This is a genomic window from Pseudolysinimonas sp. 10J20-29, from assembly GCF_055809595.1.
In genome coordinates, this window is record NZ_CM147917.1 from 451,143 (window position 1) to 472,616 (window position 21,474).

General features: G+C 70.4%; 20 protein-coding genes and 1 pseudogene. 11 read left to right on the forward strand and 10 right to left on the reverse strand.

The window, feature by feature from the left end:
- The first annotated feature begins 7 nt into the window (after positions 1-7).
- Positions 8-1,129 carry an aminotransferase class V-fold PLP-dependent enzyme gene (locus AC0L6Y_RS02265; RefSeq protein ID WP_473554553.1) on the forward strand — a complete coding sequence of 374 codons (1,122 nt, stop codon included), beginning with the start codon at positions 8-10 and terminating at the stop codon, positions 1,127-1,129.
- A gap of 218 nt (positions 1,130-1,347) precedes the next feature.
- A complete protein-coding gene (locus AC0L6Y_RS02270) occupies positions 1,348-2,697 on the forward strand; it encodes a PhoH family protein (RefSeq protein ID WP_473554556.1) in 1,350 nt (449 codons plus the stop codon).
- A 13-nt stretch (positions 2,698-2,710) separates the two neighbouring features.
- Here AC0L6Y_RS02270 and AC0L6Y_RS02275 read toward each other — a convergent pair whose 3' ends face one another.
- The 6 genes from AC0L6Y_RS02275 to xseA form a co-directional block, all read right to left on the reverse strand.
- Entirely contained in the window at positions 2,711-3,460 is a 750-nt protein-coding gene (locus AC0L6Y_RS02275) for an endonuclease/exonuclease/phosphatase family protein (RefSeq protein ID WP_473554560.1), read from the reverse strand.
- A gap of 70 nt (positions 3,461-3,530) precedes the next feature.
- A complete protein-coding gene (locus tag AC0L6Y_RS02280) occupies positions 3,531-4,889 on the reverse strand; it encodes a class II fumarate hydratase (protein ID WP_473558634.1) in 1,359 nt (452 codons plus the stop codon).
- A gap of 83 nt (positions 4,890-4,972) precedes the next feature.
- Positions 4,973-5,551, reverse strand: coding sequence for a carbonic anhydrase (locus AC0L6Y_RS02285; RefSeq protein WP_473558639.1), 579 nt, complete (start codon positions 5,549-5,551; stop codon positions 4,973-4,975).
- A gap of 38 nt (positions 5,552-5,589) precedes the next feature.
- Positions 5,590-6,243 (reverse strand): DUF4245 domain-containing protein, encoded by a 654-nt coding sequence (locus AC0L6Y_RS02290; RefSeq protein WP_473554564.1) that lies wholly within the window; start codon positions 6,241-6,243, stop codon positions 5,590-5,592.
- Positions 6,240-6,467 carry an exodeoxyribonuclease VII small subunit gene (locus AC0L6Y_RS02295; protein ID WP_473554569.1) on the reverse strand — a complete coding sequence of 76 codons (228 nt, stop codon included), beginning with the start codon at positions 6,465-6,467 and terminating at the stop codon, positions 6,240-6,242. The genes AC0L6Y_RS02290 and AC0L6Y_RS02295 overlap by 4 nt, the downstream gene beginning before the upstream one ends.
- A 10-nt stretch (positions 6,468-6,477) precedes the next feature.
- A complete protein-coding gene (xseA, locus tag AC0L6Y_RS02300; protein WP_473554574.1) occupies positions 6,478-7,716 on the reverse strand; it encodes an exodeoxyribonuclease VII large subunit in 1,239 nt (412 codons plus the stop codon).
- A gap of 81 nt (positions 7,717-7,797) precedes the next feature.
- Here xseA and AC0L6Y_RS02305 point away from each other — a divergent pair, with 81 nt between their 5' ends.
- Together AC0L6Y_RS02305 and AC0L6Y_RS02310 are read left to right on the forward strand one after the other, a co-directional pair.
- A complete protein-coding gene (locus AC0L6Y_RS02305) occupies positions 7,798-8,877 on the forward strand; it encodes a 4-hydroxy-3-methylbut-2-enyl diphosphate reductase (RefSeq protein ID WP_473554580.1) in 1,080 nt (359 codons plus the stop codon).
- Entirely contained in the window at positions 8,877-9,455 is a 579-nt protein-coding gene (locus tag AC0L6Y_RS02310; protein ID WP_473554584.1) for a DUF6264 family protein, read from the forward strand. The genes AC0L6Y_RS02305 and AC0L6Y_RS02310 overlap by 1 nt, the downstream gene beginning before the upstream one ends.
- A 49-nt stretch (positions 9,456-9,504) precedes the next feature.
- Here AC0L6Y_RS02310 and fbaA read toward each other — a convergent pair whose 3' ends face one another.
- Both fbaA and AC0L6Y_RS02320 read right to left on the reverse strand, forming a co-directional pair.
- Complete coding sequence (gene fbaA, locus AC0L6Y_RS02315; RefSeq protein WP_473554588.1) at positions 9,505-10,536, reverse strand: class II fructose-bisphosphate aldolase; 1,032 nt, start codon at positions 10,534-10,536, stop codon at positions 9,505-9,507.
- Positions 10,537-10,754: 218 nt separating this feature from the next.
- Positions 10,755-11,093, reverse strand: a pseudogene (locus AC0L6Y_RS02320) (RbsD/FucU family protein); the annotation flags it as partial.
- A gap of 161 nt (positions 11,094-11,254) precedes the next feature.
- Here AC0L6Y_RS02320 and AC0L6Y_RS02325 point away from each other — a divergent pair.
- The 5 genes from AC0L6Y_RS02325 (at position 11,255) to glpX (ending at position 17,052) form a co-directional block, all read left to right on the forward strand.
- Positions 11,255-11,941: a FadR/GntR family transcriptional regulator gene (locus AC0L6Y_RS02325; protein ID WP_473554595.1), complete on the forward strand. Its 687-nt coding sequence runs from the start codon at positions 11,255-11,257 to the stop codon at positions 11,939-11,941.
- Positions 11,942-12,051: 110 nt separating this feature from the next.
- Positions 12,052-13,494: a four-carbon acid sugar kinase family protein gene (locus tag AC0L6Y_RS02330; protein ID WP_473554599.1), complete on the forward strand. Its 1,443-nt coding sequence runs from the start codon at positions 12,052-12,054 to the stop codon at positions 13,492-13,494.
- Between the two features lie 20 nt (positions 13,495-13,514).
- Complete coding sequence (locus AC0L6Y_RS02335; RefSeq protein WP_473554604.1) at positions 13,515-14,414, forward strand: NAD(P)-dependent oxidoreductase; 900 nt, start codon at positions 13,515-13,517, stop codon at positions 14,412-14,414.
- A 49-nt stretch (positions 14,415-14,463) separates the two neighbouring features.
- A complete protein-coding gene (locus tag AC0L6Y_RS02340; RefSeq protein WP_473554608.1) occupies positions 14,464-15,912 on the forward strand; it encodes a GntP family transporter in 1,449 nt (482 codons plus the stop codon).
- Positions 15,913-16,056: 144 nt separating this feature from the next.
- A complete protein-coding gene (glpX, locus tag AC0L6Y_RS02345) occupies positions 16,057-17,052 on the forward strand; it encodes a class II fructose-bisphosphatase (RefSeq protein WP_473554613.1) in 996 nt (331 codons plus the stop codon).
- A 256-nt stretch (positions 17,053-17,308) separates the two neighbouring features.
- Here glpX and AC0L6Y_RS02350 read toward each other — a convergent pair whose 3' ends face one another.
- Positions 17,309-18,622 (reverse strand): DNA recombination protein RmuC, encoded by a 1,314-nt coding sequence (locus tag AC0L6Y_RS02350; protein WP_473554619.1) that lies wholly within the window; start codon positions 18,620-18,622, stop codon positions 17,309-17,311.
- Positions 18,623-18,818: 196 nt separating this feature from the next.
- Here AC0L6Y_RS02350 and AC0L6Y_RS02355 point away from each other — a divergent pair, with 196 nt between their 5' ends.
- Complete coding sequence (locus tag AC0L6Y_RS02355) at positions 18,819-20,312, forward strand: CoA-acylating methylmalonate-semialdehyde dehydrogenase (protein ID WP_473554622.1); 1,494 nt, start codon at positions 18,819-18,821, stop codon at positions 20,310-20,312.
- 73 nt (positions 20,313-20,385) lie between these two features.
- Positions 20,386-20,778 (forward strand): glutaminase, encoded by a 393-nt coding sequence (locus tag AC0L6Y_RS02360; RefSeq protein WP_473554626.1) that lies wholly within the window; start codon positions 20,386-20,388, stop codon positions 20,776-20,778.
- Positions 20,779-20,831: 53 nt separating this feature from the next.
- Here the strand turns inward: AC0L6Y_RS02360 and AC0L6Y_RS02365 are convergent, their stop codons facing one another.
- A complete protein-coding gene (locus AC0L6Y_RS02365) occupies positions 20,832-21,425 on the reverse strand; it encodes a 3'-5' exonuclease (protein ID WP_473554631.1) in 594 nt (197 codons plus the stop codon).
- Positions 21,426-21,474: the final 49 nt, after the last annotated feature.

A 21,474-nucleotide genomic window follows, 5' to 3' on the forward strand; every position in this document is an offset into this window, starting at 1 on the left:
AGGCCCCATGAACATGGACGACTACGTCGCACGCTTTGACACCGAGCCTGGCTACCTCGACTTCGCGAACCTCGGTCCGATCGGCACCGCCGTGCAGGACGAGCTTGCCGCGCACCTCGGACTGCTCTCGCACGCCCGCTTCGGCGCTTTCGAGGCGCTGCGCGCGCTCGACGTGCGGATGCGCGACGCCGTCTCCGCGCTCGTCGGCGTTCCGGCGGATCAGATCTCGGATCAGCCCAACACGAGCCAGGGCCTCATGCACGCGATGTTCGGGGTCACCGGCGGCGTGGCGCTCTCGCCCGCGGACTACCCGGGCCTGACCTTCGCCGCCCAGCGCGCCGCGGATGCGCTGGGGGTGCTCACCCCGCGCTGGATCGAGACGGATCACGGCCGCATCACCCCGGGGAACCTGCGCGAGCAGCTCGACGACTCGATCACCGCGGTCGCGCTGAGCCTGGTCGATTTTCGCACCGGCTACCTCGTCGATCTGGAGGGCATCCGCCAGGTGATCGGCGACCGACTGCTGATCCTGGACGCGATGCAGGGCTTCGGCGTCGTGGACGCGCCGTACGAGCTGGCCGATGTCGTGGTCGGCAGCGGGCGCACCTGGGTTCGGGCGGGCTGGGGCACCGGCTTCATGGTGCTCAGCGAACGCGCCCTCGACCAGCTGACCCCGGTCTGGACGGGATACGTCCCGGACGGCAACACCCTGGAGGAGCCGAACGAGGTGCCCCCGCCGGTGCGCGGTGCGCGCGCGTTCGGCCTGAGCGACCCGGATCCGCTCGCCCAGGCCCGCCTGTCGGCGGCGCTGGAGGAGATCGATCGGGTCGGCGTCGCCGCGATCGGGGCGAAGGTCGCCGAGAAGGTGTCGCGCCTGATCGACCTCGCCGACGAGTTCGCCCTGCCGGTGGTGTCGCCGCGCGCCGAGCACGAGCGCGCCGGGATCGTCGTGGTGGAGCCCGAGCCCGAGCACCTCACGGTGCTGGCGGCGGCGCTGCACAATCACGGCATCAGCGCGGCGGTCGGCGGCGGTCGGGTGCGACTGAGCGCCCACGCGACGACGAACGATGAGACGCTCGCGATGCTCCGCTCGGCGTTCCTGTCCTTCTCGACCGCGATCCCGGGCTGAGCGGGCCCCGCACGGCGTCGACCGCCGGGGGAGCGTTCACCCGTTCGTAACACTCCTCGCGCGTGTCGAAACACGGCCGTCTCACGAACGGGCATAGCGTCAGAGCATCAGACACGGCGTCTGATCGGAACGGCCACCTATAAGTTCGTTCCGCGAGGTTTGTGGCCGTTTCGCTCACAGGATCCAGGTGCCCCCGGGCGCTTGGGGATGGAGTGGATGTGCCAGCGCTCGATAACCCCCAGCACCAGCAGTTCACCGCAACGTCGCAGAAGCAGGGGGAGCGCACGTACGTGCTCGACACCTCCGTCCTGCTCAGCGACCCGAAGGCGATCTACCGCTTCGCGGAGCACGCCGTCGTCTTGCCGGTGGTCGTCGTCACCGAACTCGAGGCGAAACGCCACGATCCGGAGATCGGCTACTTCGCGCGGCAGGCCCTGCGGCTGCTGGACGAACTGCGCGTCGAGCACGAGCGCCTCGACTTCCCGATCGCGGTGGGCGACGCCGGCGGCTCGGTGCGCGTGGAGCTCAACCACTCCAACATGTCGGTGCTGCCCTCGGGGCTGCAGCTGAACGACAACGACTCCCGCATCCTCGCGGTGGCCTCGAACCTGGCGGCCGAGGGGCTGCATGTGGTGGTGGTCTCCAAGGACCTGCCGCTGCGCGTCAAGGCGTCCTCCATCGGCCTCGCGGCCGAGGAGTACCGCGCCGAGCTCGCCGTCGACTCCGGCTGGACGGGCATGGCCGAGATCGCCGTCTCGGGCGAGCAGATGGCTGACCTGTACGACGCCGACACCCTCACCACGAAGCTCGTCGCCGACATGCCCATCAACACCAACCTCGTCATCACCTCGGAGCGCGGCTCGGCGCTCGGCCGGGTGACCGGCGAGCGCGAGCTGAAGGTCGTTCGCGGCGATCAGGACGTGTTCGGCCTGCATGGCCGCAGCGCCGAGCAGCGCCTGGCGATCGATCTGCTGCTCGACCCGGAGGTCGGCATCATCTCGCTCGGCGGCAGCGCGGGCACCGGCAAGAGCGCCCTCGCCCTGTGCGCGGGACTCGAGGCGGTGCTCGAGAAGCAGCAGCACCGCAAGATCATGGTGTTCCGCCCGCTCTACGCGGTCGGCGGCCAGGAGCTGGGATACCTCCCGGGCGACAAGGACGAGAAGATGAACCCGTGGGGCCAGGCGGTGTTCGACACGCTCGGCGCCCTGGTCTCGGACAACGTGCTCGAGGAGGTCGTGGACCGCGGCATCCTGGAGGTGCTGCCGCTCACCCACATCCGCGGCCGGTCCCTGCACGACGCCTTCGTGATCGTCGACGAGGCGCAGTCGCTGGAGCGGAACGTGCTGCTCACGGTGCTCAGCCGGATCGGCCAGAACTCGCGGGTGGTGCTCACCCACGATGTGGCCCAGCGCGACAACCTGCGGGTGGGGCGTCACGACGGTGTCGCGAGCGTGATCGAGACGCTCAAGGGGCATCCGCTGTTCGCGCACATCACGCTCACGCGCAGCGAGCGCAGCGCGATCGCGGCCCTGGTGACCGAGCTGCTGGAGGGCAACCCGGTCGCTTGACGAACACGCGACCTCAGCGGGCCGAGCGGAACCAGCCGTTCGCTCGGCCCCGAGGCTGAGGCCGCGCCGCCCGGATGACGTGCTGCTCGTCGCTCTCGGGCAGCTTCGACGTCACCAGGATCGCCATGTGGTCGGAGGCGCCCTGCGGAAGCGTCGTGACGCTGTCGATCGAGAGCCGCGCCGAGGTGGCGAAGTCGAAGTGCCCGCGGAAGAACTTGTAGCGGGTGTAGGTGAGCGAATCGCTCAGCGACAGGTCGTAGCCGGACTTGGCGATGCGGTTGCTCAGCGAGTTCTTGAAGATCGGGTAGTTGTAGTCGCCCACCATGAGGTGCGGCAGCTCCGGACCGAGCTCCTCGATCTGCGCGTGCGCGGCGGCGATCTGCGCGCGCCGCAGCGAGTTGAGCGCCGTGAGCGGGGCGGCGTGGAACGACGCGACGATGAACTCCCGACCGGAGTCGGTGTCGAGCATGCGGCTGGCGAGCAGTCGTTCCGCGGCCGGGCGGGCGAGACGGTCGTGCAGCGACTTCTTCAGGGCGAAGGCCTGCGAGGCCTGCGCCTCGAACCGATCCTTGCGGTGGTAGATGGCCAGGCCGAGCCGATTGCGCTGGGTCGCCTCGGCGAGGTGCATCGGTCCCAGCTCGTCGGGCAGCGCGAGGGTGTCGGCCTCCTGCAGGCACAGGAAGTCGAGGTCGAGTTTCTCGGCAAGCTCGACGAGCTCACCGCTCGCCTTGTGCTTCTCGAGGTTGTAACTGAGAGTCCTCACGCTCTCAAACTACGCCTGTCGCGCGGCGTCCGGCGACATCCGAACGCCGCGTGAAGCGATCTCGGAGCGATCACCCGGGGTGGGTCATGCTCAGCACGTCGAGCGCCGCGTCGAGCTGCTCGAGGGTGAGCTCGCCGCGCTCGACGAAGCCGAGGTCGAGCGTCGCCTCGCGCACCGTGATGCCCTGCTTGACGGCGTGCTTGGCGATCTTGGCCGCGTTCTCGTAGCCGATGAACTTGTTGAGCGGGGTCACGATCGAGGGCGACATGCCGGCGAGGGCGGCCGCGCGGTCGAGGTTCGCCTCGAGTCCGTCGATCGTCTTGTCGGCGAGCGCGCGCATCGAATTGGCGAGCAGGCGGTTCGACTCGAGCAGCGCCGTGCCCATGACGGGGATGGCGACGTTGAGCTCGAAGCTGCCGGAGGCGCCCGCCCAGGCGATCGTCGCGTCATTGCCGATGACGCGCGCCGCGACCATGAGCACCGCCTCGGGGATGACCGGGTTGACCTTGCCGGGCATGATCGACGAGCCCGGCTGCAGGTCGGGGATCGCCAGCTCGCCGAGGCCGGTGTTGGGGCCCGAGCCCATCCAGCGCAGGTCGTTGCAGATCTTGGTGAGGCTGACCGCGATGACGCGCAGCGCGCCGGAGGCCTCGACGAGGCCGTCGCGCGCTCCCTGGGCCTCGAAGTGGTCGAGGGCTTCGGTGATCGGCAGCTGGCTGGAGCTGGCGAGCTCGGCGATGACCTTCTGCGAGAAGCCCGCGGGGGAGTTGATGCCGGTGCCGGTGGCGGTGCCGCCGAGCGGCACCTCGGCGACGCGCGGAAGCGCCGACTGCACGCGCTCGATGCCGAGGCGGATCTGGCGGGCGTAGCCGCCGAACTCCTGGCCGAGCGTGACCGGGGTGGCATCCATCAGGTGGGTGCGACCCGGCTTCACGGCCGTCTTCCACAGCTCGGCCTTCGCCTCCAGCGCGACCGCGAGGTGCTCGAGCGCCGGGATGAGCTCGCCGAGCAGCGCGCCCGTGACGGCGAGGTGCACCGAGGTGGGGAACACGTCGTTCGAGGACTGCGACATGTTCACGTGATCGTTGGGGTGCACCGGCGAGCCGAGCTTGGCGGTCGCGAGCGTCGCGAGCACCTCGTTCATGTTCATGTTCGAGCTGGTGCCGGAGCCGGTCTGGTAGGTGTCGACCGGGAAGTGCTCGTGGTGCTGCCCCGCGATGATCTCGTCGGCGGCCGCGACGATCGCGCCCGAGATGCCCTCGTCGAGGTTGCCGAGCTCGTGGTTCACGATCGCGGCCGCGCGTTTGATGCGGGCGAGCGCCACGATCTGCGCGGGCTCGAGGCCCGATCCGGAGATCGGGAAGTTCTCGACGGCGCGCTGGGTCTGCGCGCGGTACAGCGCGGAGGCCGGAACGCGCACCTCGCCCATCGTGTCGTGCTCGATGCGGAACTCTTCGTTGGTCACGGCGGTGTGCTGCCTTTCAGGCTCGCGGATTCGGTCTGCGGTGGCGTCTAGGCGGGGTCGATCGACCCCACGACGAAAGCCGCGTCGACGCGGCCCTCATCGAGTCGGTAGTTCGCTCCGACCACGGCCAGCGTACCCGCGGCGATGGCGTCGGAGATCAGTTCGGAGTCGGCGACGAGGCCGGCCACCGTGTTGTTGAGGTGCTCGCGCCCGACCTGCTCGGCGTCGCGCGACTCGATGGCGCGGACCGCGCGGCGGATCGGTGCGATGTGGCCGGCGATGTGCGGCGGAATCGGCCCCGTCTCGGGGTTGTCGAGGTCGATCGCCGCCTGCACGGCGCCGCACGCGTCGTGCGCGAGGACGACGATGAGCGAGACGCCCAGCACGGCGACGGCGTACTCGAGCGAGGCGATCGCCGAGGCGGAGACCACCTGGCCCGCGTTGCGCACGACGAACAGGTCGCCGAGGCCCTTGTCGAAGATGATCTCGGCGGCGAGACGGGAGTCGCTGCAGCCGAAGAGCGCGGCGTTCGGCGCCTGACCGCCCGCGAGCTCGTTGCGGTGCTCGGCATCCTGACGCGGGTGCAGCGGCGTGCCGGCGACGAATCGCTCGTTGCCGCGCGCCATCTCGCGCCAGACCTGGGCCGGGGTGCGTCGTTCGATCGTCACGGGAGGACCTCCTTGCCGATGGCTTCCGCCAGGATTGCGAATTCGGTGTCGTCGGCGGTGCCGCTGATCACCACGGTCGAGCCGTCGATCTCGGTCACGAGCGCGAACTCCACGTTGCCCGGATCGTCCACGTCGCGCCGGTCGTAGCTGATCCAGTCGAGCCCGCCGAGGCGCACGGTGGGGCCCGCCGCAGCATCCAGGACCTGCTCGGCGACCCAGGACGGGTTCGCGGCGATGCCCTGCGTGATCGCGAGGTACTGGGTCTCGGCGGTCACGAAGCCGATCTCCCAGCGGACGACATCGTCGGCGGTGTCGGTCGCGAGCCGGGCGCGGTTGGCGTACCACTCGGCGGGAACGACCGGGGCGATCAGCGGCTCATCGACCGCGGGCTGGGCGTCGTCGGCGGCGGCGAGATAGTCGACGGGCTGCTGCGTCGGCCCCGCGTCGGGACGAACGACGACGAGCACGAGGAAGGCGACGATGCCGAAGGAGGCCAGGAGCGCGAAGATCAGGCTGAACACCGAGCGGTTGCCGCGGTGCCGGGCCGTGGCGGCGGCCTTGCGCGCCGCCGTCTCCTCGGGAGTCTCGGCGCGACCGAGCTCGGCGACGATGGGCCGGCCCTGCTCGTCGCGCGTGGGGTACTTGCTCACGAGGTGGCGTCCTCGGCCGCGGCACGGGCCTGGTCGAGCCGTGCCTTCGCGCCGAGCAGCCACTCCTCGCAACGGCGCGCGAGCGCTTCGCCGCGTTCCCACAGGGCGAGCGACTCTTCGAGGGTCGCGGAGCCCTGCTCCAACTCGGTCACGACACGGACAAGTTCGTCGCGCGCCTGCTCGTAGCTCAGCGCGGCGACGTCCGGGGGAGAAGTGTCGGCCACGACTCCCACTCTAATCGCGGGAGGCGCCCTCGTTCGCCGCCTCGTCAACGGTGGTGGAGACGCGTCCGTCGGCGAGGGTCAGCACGAGGCGATCTCCCGGAGCGGCCTGGTCGGCCGTGCGCAGGATCGCGCCATCCGCGCGCTGCGCGATGGCGTAGCCGCGCTCGAGCGTGCGCTTCGGCGACAGGGCGCGCAGCTGCCCGACCAGTTCGGCGGTGCGCAGCTGGGCGCGCTCGATCCGGTAGTCCATCAGCTCCGCCCCGCGTGCGACCCAGCGCGTCAGCTCCTCGGCGCGCGAGTCGACGAGGGTGCGCGGGTCGACGAGCACCGGACGCGAGCGCAGCTGGCCGATGCGATCGATCTCGTGCGTGATCAGCCCGGTCACCCGCATCGCGATGCGTCCGCGGGCCTGCTGCACCCGCGCCAGCTCCTCGGCCACATCCGGCACGACCCGCTTCGCGGCATCGGTCGGCGTCGAGGCGCGCAGGTCGGCGACCTCGTCGAGCAGCGGTCGGTCGGCCTCGTGGCCGATCGCGCTCACGAGCGGCGTCACGCACGCGGCGGCGGTGCGCACCAGCTGCTCGTCGCTGAACACCAGCAGGTTCTGGAAGTCGCCGCCGCCGCGGGCGACGATGATGACGTCGACCTCGGGATCCGCATCCAGCGTGCGGATCGCGGCCGACACCTCGCCGGCGGCCCGATCGCCCTGCACGGCCGCGTGCACGACCCGGAAGCGCACCTCCGGCCAGCGCAGCTGGGCGTTCCGCAGGACGTCCTTCTCGGCGTCGGAGTCCTTGCCGGTGACCAGGCCGATGCACTGCGGAAGGAACGGCAGCCGCACCTTGCGGTCCGGCGCGAACAGCCCTTCGTCGGCGAGCTTCCGGCGCAGCTTCTCGAGGCGCTCGAGCAGGTCGCCGAGCCCCACGTGGCGAAGCTCGTAGACCTGCATGGTCAAGGTGCCGCCCTTGACCCAGAAGTTCGGCTTGACGAGCGCGATGACGCGGTCGCCCTGGGCGAAGTCGGAGGTGAGCTTGGCGCGCGTCGACGACCACACGGTGAAGCTGACCGTGGCATCCATGCCGAGGTCTTTGAGCTTGCCGTAGACGTTGCCGCCGGAGACGCCCCACTGCGTGATCTCGCCCTCGACCCACACGGTGCCGAGACGGTCAATGTAGCCCTTGAGCTCGTGCGAGAGTCGCGCGACGGGCCAGGGCGCTTCGGCGGTGGCGGGGGCGGTCGGATCGGTCATTGCCGTCAGGGTACCGCTCGCGGCGGACCGCGGCCGGGGTCTCCCCAGGCGCGGGGCAACTCGCCCCCGTAGAATCGGGGCGTGTCCTCCATCACGAACGGCGCGCTCGGCGTCACCCTCGAGCCTCCCCGCGAACGCGTTCGCCGCGAACCGCTGCCCAACCTGAGCGTCGAGGGCACCAAGCGCGTTCTGCTCGCGGCGCCCCGCGGCTACTGCGCCGGGGTCGACCGCGCCGTGATCGCCGTCGAGAAGGCCCTGGACCACTACGGCGCTCCCGTCTACGTGCGCAAGCAGATCGTGCACAACGTGCACGTCGTGAGCGAGCTCGAGCAGCGCGGCGCGATCTTCGTCGACGAGGTCGACGAGGTTCCGCCCGGCTCGCATCTCGTCTTCAGTGCCCACGGCGTCTCCCCGATGGTCGTCCAGGCGGCCGCCGATCGCGAGCTGCAGGCGATCAACGCCACCTGCCCGCTGGTGACGAAGGTGCACCGCGAGGCGACGCGCTTCGCGGGCCAGAACAAGCAGATCCTGCTGATCGGCCACGCCGGTCACGAAGAGGTCGAGGGCACGATGGGGCACGCCCCCGAGCGCACGATCCTGGTCGGAACCCCCGAGGACGCGGACACCATCCAGGTGGATGACCCCGACAACCTGGTGTGGATCTCGCAGACCACGCTGAGCGTCAACGAGACCATGGAGACGGTGCGCCGCCTCCGCGTGCGCTTCCCGAACCTGCAGGATCCGCCGAGCGACGACATCTGCTACGCCACCCAGAACCGCCAGGTCGCGATCAAGAAGGTCGCGCCCGGCGCCGACCTGGTGATCATCGTCGGCAGCGCCAACAGCTCCAACTCCGTGCGACTCGTCGAGGTCGCGCTCGAGCACGGCGCGAAGGCCGCCTACCGCATCGACTACGCCGACGAGATGCGTCCCGAGTGGTTCGAGGGCGTCGCCTCGGTCGGCGTCTCGAGCGGCGCCAGCGTGCCCGAGGTGCTCGTGGCCGAGGTGCTCGAAGACCTCGCCGCGGCCGGCTTCGGCACGGTCGAGGAGGTGCGCACGGCCGAGGAGGACCTCATGTTCTCGCTGCCGAAGGAGCTGCGCACCGCGCCGAGCGGCGAGAAGGACGCGCGGGGCCTCGGCGGTCGCGCGCGCACCACCTGATGAGCGACACCCCCGACAAGCCCGACTCGCGGCCCGCCCCGCAGTACGGCGAGTACGCGACGCCGGAGGAGGTCGCGCGGATCACCGGGCGCCCGGTGCCCGGGAGCGAGCCCGCGCCGCCGCCCGTCCCGTCTCCGTCGCCGGCCGAGCGCTCGACCAGCTGGCCGAGCGACGAGCGGCCCGCGCGCCCGCCGCTGCGCTGGGACCCGCCGGTGACGATCGCCCTGCTGATGGTCGGGCTGTGGAACGTGATCACGTCGATTCCCGCGTTCTGGAATCTGGACCGCGAGCTCGCGCGGTCCTTCGCCGCGATGCCCGCCGACCTCGGCGTCGACCTGAGCGACGTCCAACTGGGCGAGCCGACACTGATCGGCGGGCGGATCCTGCTCGGCGTCTGGATCGTGCTGTTCCTCGTCGCCCTGGGCGTCTCGGTCACCCGGCTGCGCGCTCGCCGCCGGGCGTTCTGGGTTCCGCTCGTCGCGGGCGTCGTCGCCATCCTGGCCGTCGTCGTCGCGATCACGGCGATCATGCTGATCGATCCGGGCCTGGCCCCGCTGCTCACGACCTCCGGGGCTTAACGACAACGGGCGGCCCGAAGGCCGCCCGTTGTGGTGTTCGTGCTGAGGTCTAGCGCGAGATCGCGTTGCCGACCGAGCCGAGCTGGCGGGTCGCCTCGACGACGCGCGCGGCCATCGCCGACTCGGCGAGCTTGCCCCAGGCGCGCGGGTCGTAGACCTTCTTGTTGCCGACCTCGCCGTCGACCTTGAGCACGCCGTCGTAGTTCTTGAACATCGTGTCGGCGATCGAGCGCGTGAACGCGTACTGCGTGTCGGTGTCGATGTTCATCTTGATGACGCCGTTGGCGACCGCCTCGGCGATCTCGGCATCCGTCGAGCCGGAGCCGCCGTGGAAGACCAGGTCGAGCGGCTTCGGGCCGGTGCCGTACTTGGCGGCGATGCCGGCCTGGATCTCGCCGAGCAGCTCGGGGCGCAGCTTCACGCCGCCCGGCTTGTACACGCCGTGCACGTTGCCGAAGGTGAGGGCGGCGATGTAGCGGCCCTGCTCGCCGAGGCCGAGCGCCTCGACCGCGGCGGTCACGTCGCCGAGGGTCGTGTAGAGGGCCTCATTGCTGCCCTCGTGCTGCACGCCGTCCTCTTCGCCGCCGACGACGCCGATCTCGACCTCGAGGATCGAGTTGATGGCCTTCATGCGGGGGAGGAGGTCCTGCGCGATCTTGAGGTTCTCGTCGAGCGGCACCGCGGATCCGTCCCACATGTGGCTCTGGAAGATCGGGTTGCCGCCCGCCTTCACCTGCTCCTCGGAGGCCGCGATGAGCGGCTCGACGAATCCGCCGAGCGCGTCCTTCGGGCAGTGGTCGGTGTGCAGGGCGACCGTGATCGGGTAGTTCTTGGCGACCTCGGTCGCGAAGGCGGCGAACGCGAGCGCGCCCGAGGCGCGGGCCTTCACGCTCTGGCCGGCGAAGTAGTCGGCGCCACCGGTCGTGACCTGGATGATGCCGTCGGATCCGGCTTCGGTGAGTCCCTGGAGGACGGAGTTGATGGTCGAGGACGACGACACGTTGATCGCGGGGAAGGCGAAGCCCTTCGCCTTGGCGGTGTCGAGCATCTCGGCGTACTGTTCCGGCGTTGCGACGGGCATGGTGGATTCTCCTCGTGCGAGGCCGGCGTAGGTGGGTTCCGGCTCGTTCTGAGTCTATTGATCGTGGCTGGGGGCGCGCGAACCTGCGCCCCGATCCGTCCTGCTGGTGCCGCGCGACGACTCAGTCGCCGACGATGACGCCCTTGTGCAGGATCATCGCAGCCCCACGGCCGCGGGTCGAGGGTGTGCACGACGGCGTAGGCGTCGCGGGCGCGCCTGTAGAAGTCGAGGCGCGGGATCACACCCCACTCGAGCTCCTTCGGGTGCGAGGAGCGAGCCGCGGCGAGCGCGGCGTCGTGCGCCGGCGTGGTGGTGGCAGGGTTCCCGTCGACTTCCATGCGCTCCAGCGGATGCGTCAGGAAGGTGTCCAGCGGGAACACCTGAAGAATCGTGGCGATCGCCTCATCGACCCCGACTCGGCCGAGCCGGTGCACCGGAAGCCCGGTCGCCGCCGCCGGGTAGTTCGAGTCGACGACCACGAGCTGGTCGCCGTGTCCCATCTGATCCAGGGTGCGCAGCAGTTCCCCGTCCAGCAGCGGGTCGATTCCTTTGAGCATCAGTGCTCCTCTCGTGGGCCGATCCGGGCGCGGCCCCGGCGCACCCCGAGTGTATTGATCGCGACTCGGCGTGCGCGAACCGGTGTGAGGATGCCGCAGATACACTGGGCGCGATTCGACCGGCGGGCGGGAGGTGGCAGGCAGTGGCACGGAAATCCCTTGTGAGCGTCGTCGCTGATGCGCTGCTGGACCAGATCGTCAGCGGGGAGCTCGCCGTCGATGACGCACTGCCGACGGAGGCGGTGCTGTGCGACACCTACGACGTCAGCCGGATGACCGTCCGCGAGGCGCTCAAGACTCTTCAGGCGCAGAACGTCGTGCGGGTCGTGCCCGGACGCGGGACCTACGTGACGCCGGTCTCGCAGTGGACCGACGTCGCGCCGGTGCTGCGGATGGCATCGCACGGCGCCGACAAGGGCGAGACCTCGCTGCAGCTGGTCGAGGTGCGCCGCATGATCGAGACCGGTTCTGCCGCCTTGGCGGCGACGCGTCGCACGGAGGCGGACGTGGCCGCACTTGAACGGCACCTCTCCGAGATGCGCCAGGCGCACGAGAAGAGCGACCTCGAGGCGTTCGTCGCGGCCGACATCGCCTTCCATGACGTCATCTTCCGCGCGACCGGCAACGTGTTCGTCGGGGTCATCTTCGATCCGCTGGCGCGCGTGATGCGGGAGAAGCGCGAGCAGACCTCTGCCGTTCCCCAGATCCAGGCCAACGCGATCGCCCAGCACGCCGCCGTGCTTGAGGCCGTGGCCTCGGGAGATCCGGAGCGGGCGCGCATCGCGATGGATGCGCACATGACGCAGACCTCGGACGATCTGCGGCACTACGTGCTCGCGAACTCCTAGGGCTCCCGCCGGCGGACTCGGGCCGTCTCGATCCGGTGCTTCCGCGCCGGGCTTGACTTCGCGGACCCCGAATGTAAGATGTCTGACATCAGACTACAAGGGAGTATGTGATGGTCACCGAGCACGCCCTCCTCGCCGGGTATCCCCGCGAGACGGAGATCGATCCGCAGCGGGTCGCCGATCAGGCAGTCGCTGACGCATCCGTGCTCGTCGTCCTGGATGACGACCCCACCGGCACGCAGTCGGTGGCCGATCTGCCGGTGCTCACCTCCTGGGAGCCCGACGACTTCGCCTGGGCCTTCGGCCAGAATGCCCCCGCCGTCTACGTGCTCACCAACACGCGCAGCCTCGCCGAGGACACCGCGGCCGAGCGCAACCAGCAGATCGTCGTCAACGCGCTGGCCGCCGCCGAGCGCAGCGGCGTGACGGTCTCCTTCGCGAGCCGCAGCGACTCGACGCTGCGCGGGCACTATCCGCTCGAGACGGATGTGCTCGCCGCCACCTCCCTCGACGTCACCGGTCGCGCCGTCGACGCCGTCATCATCGTCCCCGCGTTCCCGGATGCGGGCCGCATCACCATCGACTCCGTCCACTACATGCGCACCGCCGACGGCCTCACCCCGGTCGCCGAGACCGAGTTCGCGCGAGACGCCACCTTCGGCTTCACGCACTCGGACCTGCGCGCCTACGTCGAAGAGAAGTCGGCCGGTCGCTGGAAGGCCGACGGCGTCACCGCCCTCACCCTCGACATCGTGCGCGGCGGAGCCGAGGGCATCGCCGAGGTGCTGGCCGGGCTCCGCGACTCGGCGCCCGTCGTGGTCGACATCGTCACGGAGAACGACCTGCGCGCCCTCGCGCTCGGTCTCGCCGCCGCCGAGGCCGCCGGCAAGAACCTGCTCTACCGGGTCGGCCCGCCGTTCGTGCGCGCCCGCGTCGGCCAGGCGCCGCACGCGCCGCTGACCGCGACCGACGTCTACGGCGACGCCGGCTCGGCCGCCGTCGGGGGGCTCATCGTGGTGGGCTCGCACGTGGGCCTCACGACGCGTCAGCTCGACCGGCTCACCGCTCGCCAGCCGCTGGCGCGCATCGCCGAGATCGATGTCGAGCGCGTCCTCGACGAGGAGGCTGCCGAAGGCCACATCGCGGGTCTCGTCGCCGACATCGTCTCGAGCCTCGGCGAAGGCGACGTGGTCGTCCACACCAGCCGACTGCTGCGCCGCACCGACAACGCGGACGAGAGCCTCGAGATCTCACGCCGCGTCTCGGCGGCCGTCGTCGAACTGGTGCAGCGCGTGCTCGCGGCTTGCCCGCCGCGCTTCGTGATCGCGAAGGGCGGGATCACCTCCAGCGACGTCGCCGCACACGGCCTGAGCATCCGCCACGCGATCGTGCGCGGCCCCATGCTTCCCGGACTGGTGTCGCTGTGGGAGCCGGTTGACGGCCCCGCGAAGGGCATTCCGTACATCGTGTTCGCCGGCAACGTCGGCGACGACGAGTCACTCGCCGACGTCGTCCGCATCCTGTCCCACACCTCCGTGCCCGTCGCGGCCTGAACCTCACGAGAAGAGAAACCATGTCAACGTCGACCACTTACACCGTCGCCGCGCTCGGACTCGGCGCCATGGGACTGCCCATGGCGACGCGCCTGGCCAGCCAGCTCCGCGTCAACGGCTTCGATATCGCCCCCGCGCGGCTCGAACTCGCCGAAGCCGCGGGCATCACCCCGCACACCAGCGCCGCGAGCGCCGTGACCGGGGCGGATGCCGTGCTTCTGGCGGTGCGCAACGGCGAGCAGCTGCGGGAGGTGCTCTTCGGCTCGGCCGGGATCGCCTCGTCGCTGAGCGCCGGGGCCGTCGTGATCATGACGAGCACGGTCGGAATCGACGACGTCATCGACGTCGCCACCCGACTCGACGAGCTCGGCATCCAGCTGGTCGACGCGCCGCTGTCCGGAGGACCGGCGCGCGCGGGCCAGGGCGACCTGCTCATCGTCGTCGGCGCCGAGCCGAGCGCGCGGGAGCGGGCGATGCCGGTGCTCGAGCTCCTCGCCTCGACCCTGACGATCATCGGCGACAAGCCGGGCGACGGCCAGGCCTTCAAGACCGTCAACCAGCTGCTCTGCGGCGTCCACATTGCCGCCGCGGCGGAGGCGCTGGCGCTCGCCGACCGGCTCGGACTCGACGCCGAGAAGACTCTCGAGACGCTCGCGGCCGGCGCCGCCGGCTCGTTCATGCTCGCCAACCGCGGGCCGCGCATGCTCGAGGCCTACCGCGACGGCGGAGCCGAGGTGCTCAGCCGCCTCGACATCTTCGTCAAGGACATGGGCATCGTCACCAGTGCCGCCCGCACCGCGGGCCTGCCGACGCCGGTGGCGTCGGCAGCGGAGCAGCTCTACCTGCTCGGCGCCGCACAGGGTTCCGCGGCGCTCGACGACTCGGCCGTGATCACCGTGATCGCGCCGTCCACCAACTGATCCGACAGCACTACCCTTCATCAATCGAAAGTCAAAGGAGACACCCCGCATGGAAACCCCTGTCCTTCTCGGCATCGCGGCGGCAGGCATCGCCCTGCTGCTCGTGCTGATCATCAAGTTCAAGGTGCAGGCCTTCGTGGCGCTGCTGCTCGTGAGCCTGCTCGTCGGACTCGCCGCGGGCATCCCGCTCACCACCGTCGCCGCGACGGAGGACACCCCCGAGCGGCTCGGCATCATCCAGGCGATCGTGGCCGGCATGGGCGGCACGCTCGGAACGGTCGCGATCCTGGTCGCGCTCGGCGCCATGCTGGGGCGTCTGATCGAGGTCTCCGGCGGCGCCTCCAGCCTCGCCGGTCGCTTCACCTCGCTGCTCGGACCGAAGCGGGTCTCGGCCGCGCTCACCGCCGCCGCCCTCGTGCTGGCGATTCCGGTCTTCTTCGACGTCGGCTTCATCATCCTGGTGCCGATCATCTACGGCTTCTGCAAGGCGGCCGGGGTCAACCCGGTCAAGTTCGGCCTCCCGGTCGCGGGCATCATGCTCGCCGTGCACGTGGCCGTCCCGCCGCACCCCGGCATCGTCGGCGGTGCCGCGCTTCTCGGCGCGGACCTCGGCTGGGTGACGATCATCGGCCTCGCGGTCTCGATTCCGCTCGGTGTGCTCGCCCACTTCGTGGCGAAGTTCCTGAACCGTCGTGAGTTCACGATGCTCCCGGCGACCGCCGCCCAGTTCGCCGCCTTCGGCTCGGAGTCGACGGAGCCGACCGGCGGATCCGGCTCGGGACGCACCGGCACGCTCACCAAGACCGAGGCGCCGCCGACCGCGGGCACCATCCTCACGCTCATCCTCGTGCCGCTCGCGCTCATCATGCTCGGCACCGTCGCCACCACGGTGCTTCCGGCCGGCGACGCCATGCGTCCGTTCTTCGCCTTCGTCGGCTCGCCGGTGTTCGCGCTGCTCGTCGCGCTCGTGCTCGCGTTCTTCCTGCTGACGGTGCGCCGCGGCTGGTCGCTCGCGCACACCGGACAGGTCATGGAGGCGGCGCTGCCGCCCGCCGCGATCGTCATCCTCGTCACCGGTGCGGGCGGCGCGTTCGCGCGCATCCTCACCGAGAGCGGCGTCGGCAAGGCTCTTGCCGACACGATGGCCTCGACCGGGCTGCCGATCCTCGTGCTCGGCTTCCTCGTGGCACTCGTGCTGCGCGCCTCGCAGGGTTCCGCCACGGTCGCGATCCTCACCACCGGCGGGCTGCTCGCCGCCACCGTGGCCGACGGAAACTTCTCCGTCGTGCAGGTCGCGCTCATCGCCATGGCGATCGCGTTCGGTGCGCTCGGACTCTCGCACGTCAACGACTCCGGCTTCTGGGTCGTCACGCGCTACCTCGGGCTGAGCGTTGCCGACGGACTGCGCACCTGGACCGTGCTGACCACCATCCTCGGTGTCGCGGGCTTCCTGCTCGTGAGTGTGATCTGGGGAGTGGTGAGCGCCGCGGGGCTCTGACCCGCGCCACCTCCGCTGCGGGGCGCATCGGCCACCACCGACGCGCCCCGCAGTGCTTGCCCTCCCGCGGCCCGATAGGCTGGGAGAGCGCGTTCGCCACCATCGCGCATCCCGCCCTTTCACGACGACGAAAACGGATGCCCCATGGTGACCACCGAAACCGGAACACTCTTCCTCCACCCCGACCGCAACCTCGCAATGGAGCTGGTGCGCGCGACCGAGGCCGCCGCCATCCGCGCGACCCCGTTCATCGGCCACGGCGACAAGCTGGGTGCCGACGGCGCCGCGGTGGACGCGATGCGCAAGTTCCTCGGCACCGTCAACTTCGCCGGCACCGTCGTCATCGGCGAGGGTGAGAAGGACAAGGCGCCGATGCTGTTCAACGGCGAAGTCGTCGGCAACGGGCGCGGCCCGGCCTGCGACATCGCGGTGGACCCGATCGACGGCACCTCGCTCACCGCTTCCGGTCGACGCAACGCGATCTCGATGATCGCCGCCGCCGACCGCGGCTCCATGCTCGACGCCTCGAGCGTGTTCTACATGGACAAGATCGTGGGCGGGCCGGAGGCGATCGGCGTCGTCGACATCCGCCAGTCGGTGGCCGAGAACGTGCGGGCGATCGCCAAGGCCAAGGGCAAGAGCGTCGCCGAGATCCAGGTCGGCGTGCTCGACCGGCCGCGCCACGAGGGGCTGATCGCCGAGATCCGCGCCGCGGGCGCCGGCACGCGACTGCTGCTCGACGGCGACGTCGCCGGCGGCATCGACGCGGCCAGCTACGACGGACGCCTCGACCTGTGCATCGGTGTCGGCGGCAGCCCCGAGGGTGTGGCGACGGCGTGCGCGATCAAGGCGCTCGGCGGGCTGATCCAGACGCGGATGGCGCCGCTGGACGACGACGAGAAGCAGCGCGGCATCGACGCGGGCCTCAAGTTCGACTACGTCTATGAGGCCGACGAGCTCGTCAAGGGCGACAACACCTTCTTCGTCGCGACCGGCGTGACCGACGGCAACCTGGTCGCCGGGGTCCGTCGCAAGGGCCCGATCATCCGCACCGAGTCGATCGTGCTGCGTGCGCGCTCGGGCACGATCCGCCGCATCACCGCCGACCACCTGGTCGAGAAGTGGCTCGACGAGGACTGAGCTTCAAGCCGGCCAGCGGCTGACGCTGACCGCCAGCCGTCGTTCCTCGAGACGTTGTGATCGTGGGAGAGGGGTGATCGCATCGGCGCGCCGCCGAACGGCTCCACTTGCTGCCCGCCACCATGCGGTCCTCACACGCCCCTCGAGCGGTGCCAAAAGCGCGATCTGAGCGCGCAACATCGCACCTTTCGCACCGCTCGAGTGGATGTCGCACGCACGCACATGCCCGCGTTCGCAACCTCGCGGGAAACGACGGCTAGTCGTCGTCCTCGTCGTCGGTCTCCAGCAGGCCGTCGACGAGTTCGACGGCGGTGAGGCCCTTCGGACGGTCCTCGATGAGCTTGGGTTCGCCGAGCACCTTCGCCTCGTCGAGGGCGTCGAGCTTGCGCGCGGTGACGAGCACGCGCGATTCGAGCGACGACGCGAACTGGTTGTAGCTCGACACCGTCGAGTCGATCGAGCGGCGCAGCTTCTCGGCGTGCTCGGCGAGGGTCGCCAGCCGGCCGTACAGCTCGCGGCTCAGGTCGAACAGTCGCTTGGCGTCTTCGGTGAGCACGTCCTGCTGCCAGGTGAAGGCGACCGTCTTGAGCACCGCCCAGAAGCTGACCGGGCTTGCCAGGGCGATCCGCTTGCCGAAGGCGTACTCGAGCAGGGTCGGGTCGGCGTCGAGCGCGGTCGAGAGCAGCGACTCGTTGGGGATGAAGGCGATCGTGAACTCGGGGCTCGACTCCAGCCCCGACCAGTACGTCTTGGCCGAGAGGGCGTCGACGTGGCTCTTGACCTGCTTCGCGTGCTGGGCGAGCAGGTCGCGGCGCCGCGCCTCCTGCTCAGGGCCGCCGGTGGCGGGGATCGCGGCCGACTCGATGTAGGCGTTGTAGGGCACCTTCGAGTCGACGGCGATCGACTTGCCGCCCGGCAGGTTCAGCACCATGTCGGGTCGTCGGGCGCCGGACTCCGAGGTGATGCTCGCCTGGGTCGTGAAGTCGACGCGGTTCAGCAGCCCGGCGGATTCGACCAGCGTGCGCAGCTGCGTCTCGCCCCAGACCCCGCGGGTGGCGTTGTTGCGCAGCGCGCTCGCCAGCTGCTCGGCCGTGGCGCGCAGCCGCTCCTCCGATTCGGCGGCGGTCTTCAGCTGCTGGCTCAGCTCGCCGTGTTGCTGCGAGCGCTGCGTCTCGAGCTCCGTCACCTTGGCCTGCATCGTGCGCAGCGTCTCCTGCACCGGGGTGAGCGCCTGCAGCACCTTGCTCTCGGCCTTCGCGTGCTCCTCGCGCTCGCGGCGTTCGATCTCGGTGCGGGTGACGAATTCGCGGTACTGATCCTGCTGCGCGGCGACCTGCTCGCGCAGCCCCGCCGCGGTCGCCTGCACGCGGGCCAGCTCGGAGCTGAGCTCGGCGCGAAGCGACGCCTCCTGCGTGCGCAGGTCGGCGAGGGCGGCCTGGTGCCGCGCCTCCACGACGCCGCGCGCCTCGCGCGCCGCGGTGGCCCGGGCGCGGCCGATCAGCACCCCGATGAGCACGCCGACCGCGACACCGAGCAGCAGGCCGACAAGCAGGGCGATGATCGGATCCATGCGCCCATGGTCGCACCCGGTGCCGACACCCGCCCCGACATCGCAAAGTCGGAGATTCCGTCCCGATGTCCACGAGTCGTGGACGTCAGCCCCGCGTCTCCGATTTTGCGGGGCAACGGGGCCCGCGAGTGCCACGAGTCCGGACGAAACCTGGGAGATAAATGTTCGGGAAATGTTCCGGGCGTAGGCTCACGTCATGACCACGAACATCCTCGATCACTGGGTCGCGGGCGCCGCATTCACCGGAGAATCCACGCGCACCGCCCCCGTCTACAACCCGGCGCGCGGCGTCGTCCAGAAGGACGTGCGGCTCGCCTCGACGGCCGACGTCAACGTCGCCGTCCAGGCCGCCAAAGCGGCCCTCCCGGCCTGGGCCGAAGCGAGCTGGGCGAAGCGCCAGCAGGTGCTCTTCGCCTTCCGCGAGATCGTCAACGCGCGCAAGGGCGACCTCGCGGCGATCCTGACGAGCGAGCACGGCAAGGTCACCTCCGACGCGCTCGGCGAGATCGCGCGCGGCCTCGAGGTCATCGAGTTCGCCTGCGGCATCCCGCACCTGGCGAAGGGCGAGTTCAGCCAGAACGTCTCCACCGGGGTCGACGTGTACTCGGTGCACGAGCCGGTCGGCGTCGTCGGCATCATCAGCCCGTTCAACTTCCCGGCGATGGTGCCGATGTGGTTCTTCCCGATCGCGATCGCGCTCGGCAACACGGTCGTGCTGAAGCCGAGTGAGAAGGACCCGTCCGCGGCGATCTGGATGGCCGAGGCGATGAAGGAGGCGGGCCTGCCGGACGGCGTCTTCAACGTCATGCACGGCGACAAGGAGAGCGTGGATGCTCTCCTCACCCACCCCGACATCGCGGCGATCAGCTTCGTCGGCTCGACCCCCATCGCGAAGTACATCTACGAGACGGCCTCGGCCAACGGCAAGCGCGTTCAGGCACTCGGCGGCGCGAAGAACCACATGCTCGTGCTGCCCGACGCCGACCTGGATCTGGTCGCCGACTCGGCGGTCAACGCGGGCTTCGGCTCGGCGGGCGAGCGCTGCATGGCGATCTCGGTCGTCGTCGCGGTCGAGCCGGTCGCCGATGACCTGATCGCGAAGGTCACCGAGCGCATGTCGACGCTGAAGGTCGGCGACGGCACGCGCGGCTGCGACATGGGCCCGCTCATCACGAAGGAGCACCGCGACAAGGTCGCCGGCTACCTCGATGTGGCAGCGGCCGATGGAGCCGAGATCGTGGTCGACGGGCGCGGCATCGAGGTCGACGGCGAGGCAGACGGCTTCTGGCTCGGCCCGACGCTGGTCGACAAGGTGCCGACGAGCTCGAAGGTCTACACCGACGAGATCTTCGGCCCGGTGCTCAGCGTGGTGCGCGTCGCCTCCTACGAGGAGGGTCTCGCGCTCATCAACGCCAGCCGATACGGCAACGGCACGGCGATCTTCACCAACGATGGCGGCGCGGCGCGCCGCTTCCAGCGCGAAGTGACGGTCGGCATGGTCGGCATCAACGTGCCGATTCCGGTGCCGGTGGGCTACTTCTCGTTCGGCGGCTGGAAGGACTCGCTGTTCGGCGACACCAAGGCGTACGGGCCGGATGCGATCCACTTCTTCACGCGGCAGAAGGCGATCACCAGCCGCTGGCTCGACCCGAGCCACGGCGGCATCAACCTGGGCTTCCCGCAGAACTGACGTGAATGCGGTGCGGGCCGCGGTCGCGCGACTCGCAGCCGCGAACGCGAGAACCGAACTTCGGGTCGAAATCGTGCGCGGTCGGGGGCTTCGGCGCGGCTCGTGGCGGATGGTGCCGCGCGGTGTCGTCTGGCGACTGGGCGCCCTCTGCCTCGACGAGACGGGCGCGTTGTTCGCCGCCGGCCAGGTGCTCGTGGTGACGCGTCCGACGCATCCGAACTTCCGCTCGAACCTGGCACTGGAGCGGAACGAGCTTCAGCGCCTCGCCGCCCGCGCGGGGATCGCTCCGGGCGAGACGGTCATCGTCGACGCGCGCCCGCTCGATCTGACGGCGGACGCCCTCGACCCCCCGCTCGCCGCGATCCCGGACGGGGTCGGCGTGGTGTGGGCGCCGGGCGCGACGCCGACGCCGCTGGCGCCCTACCTCGAGGAGCGAGTCGCCCTGCTGCTGGAGCCGCCCGGCTGAGCGCGCGCGTCGTCGACGGCGGCTGGCGCGCCGGTGTCGTCGCGGAGCCGGGCCTAGGGTGCCGTCGCGGCGGCGGCAGCCGGAGCCATCACACCCAGGCGAGCACCCGAGAGCTCCGCGAGCTGGTCGAGGCTGGCGGCGCCGTGTCGCGCGGCCGCGTGGACCATGATCGCCGCGCACGCCTCCGCGTCGGCGAGCGCCTCGTGGTGCGAGAAGTCGTCGAAGCCCGCGGCCAGGGCGACGCTCGGCAGTCGGTACGAGTCGAGGTGGTAGGTGCGCCTCGCGACCTGCAGGCTGCACAGGTAGCGAAGTTCGGGCAGCGCCAGCCCGGTCGCCTCGCAGCCGCCGCGGATCACGCCGATGTCGAACCCCGCGTTGTGGGCGACCAGGTCGTCCCCGTCGGTGAAGGCGAGCAGGTCATCCAGCTGATCGGCCCAGCCGGCGGCGCCGACGACCATGTCGGCGGTGATGCCGTGGATCGTGATGTTCCACGGTGCGAACTCGTCGTGGCCCGCGGGCGGCCGGATCAGCCAGCCGGTCTTGTCCACGACGCGACCGTCACGCACCTTGACGAGGCCGACGGAACACGCACTGGCGCGTGACCCGTTCGCGGTCTCGAAGTCGATTGCGGTGAAGTCCAGCGGCACGTCCCGACTCTGTCACGCACTTCCGACTTCGACGGGTGTGCGCGCCGAG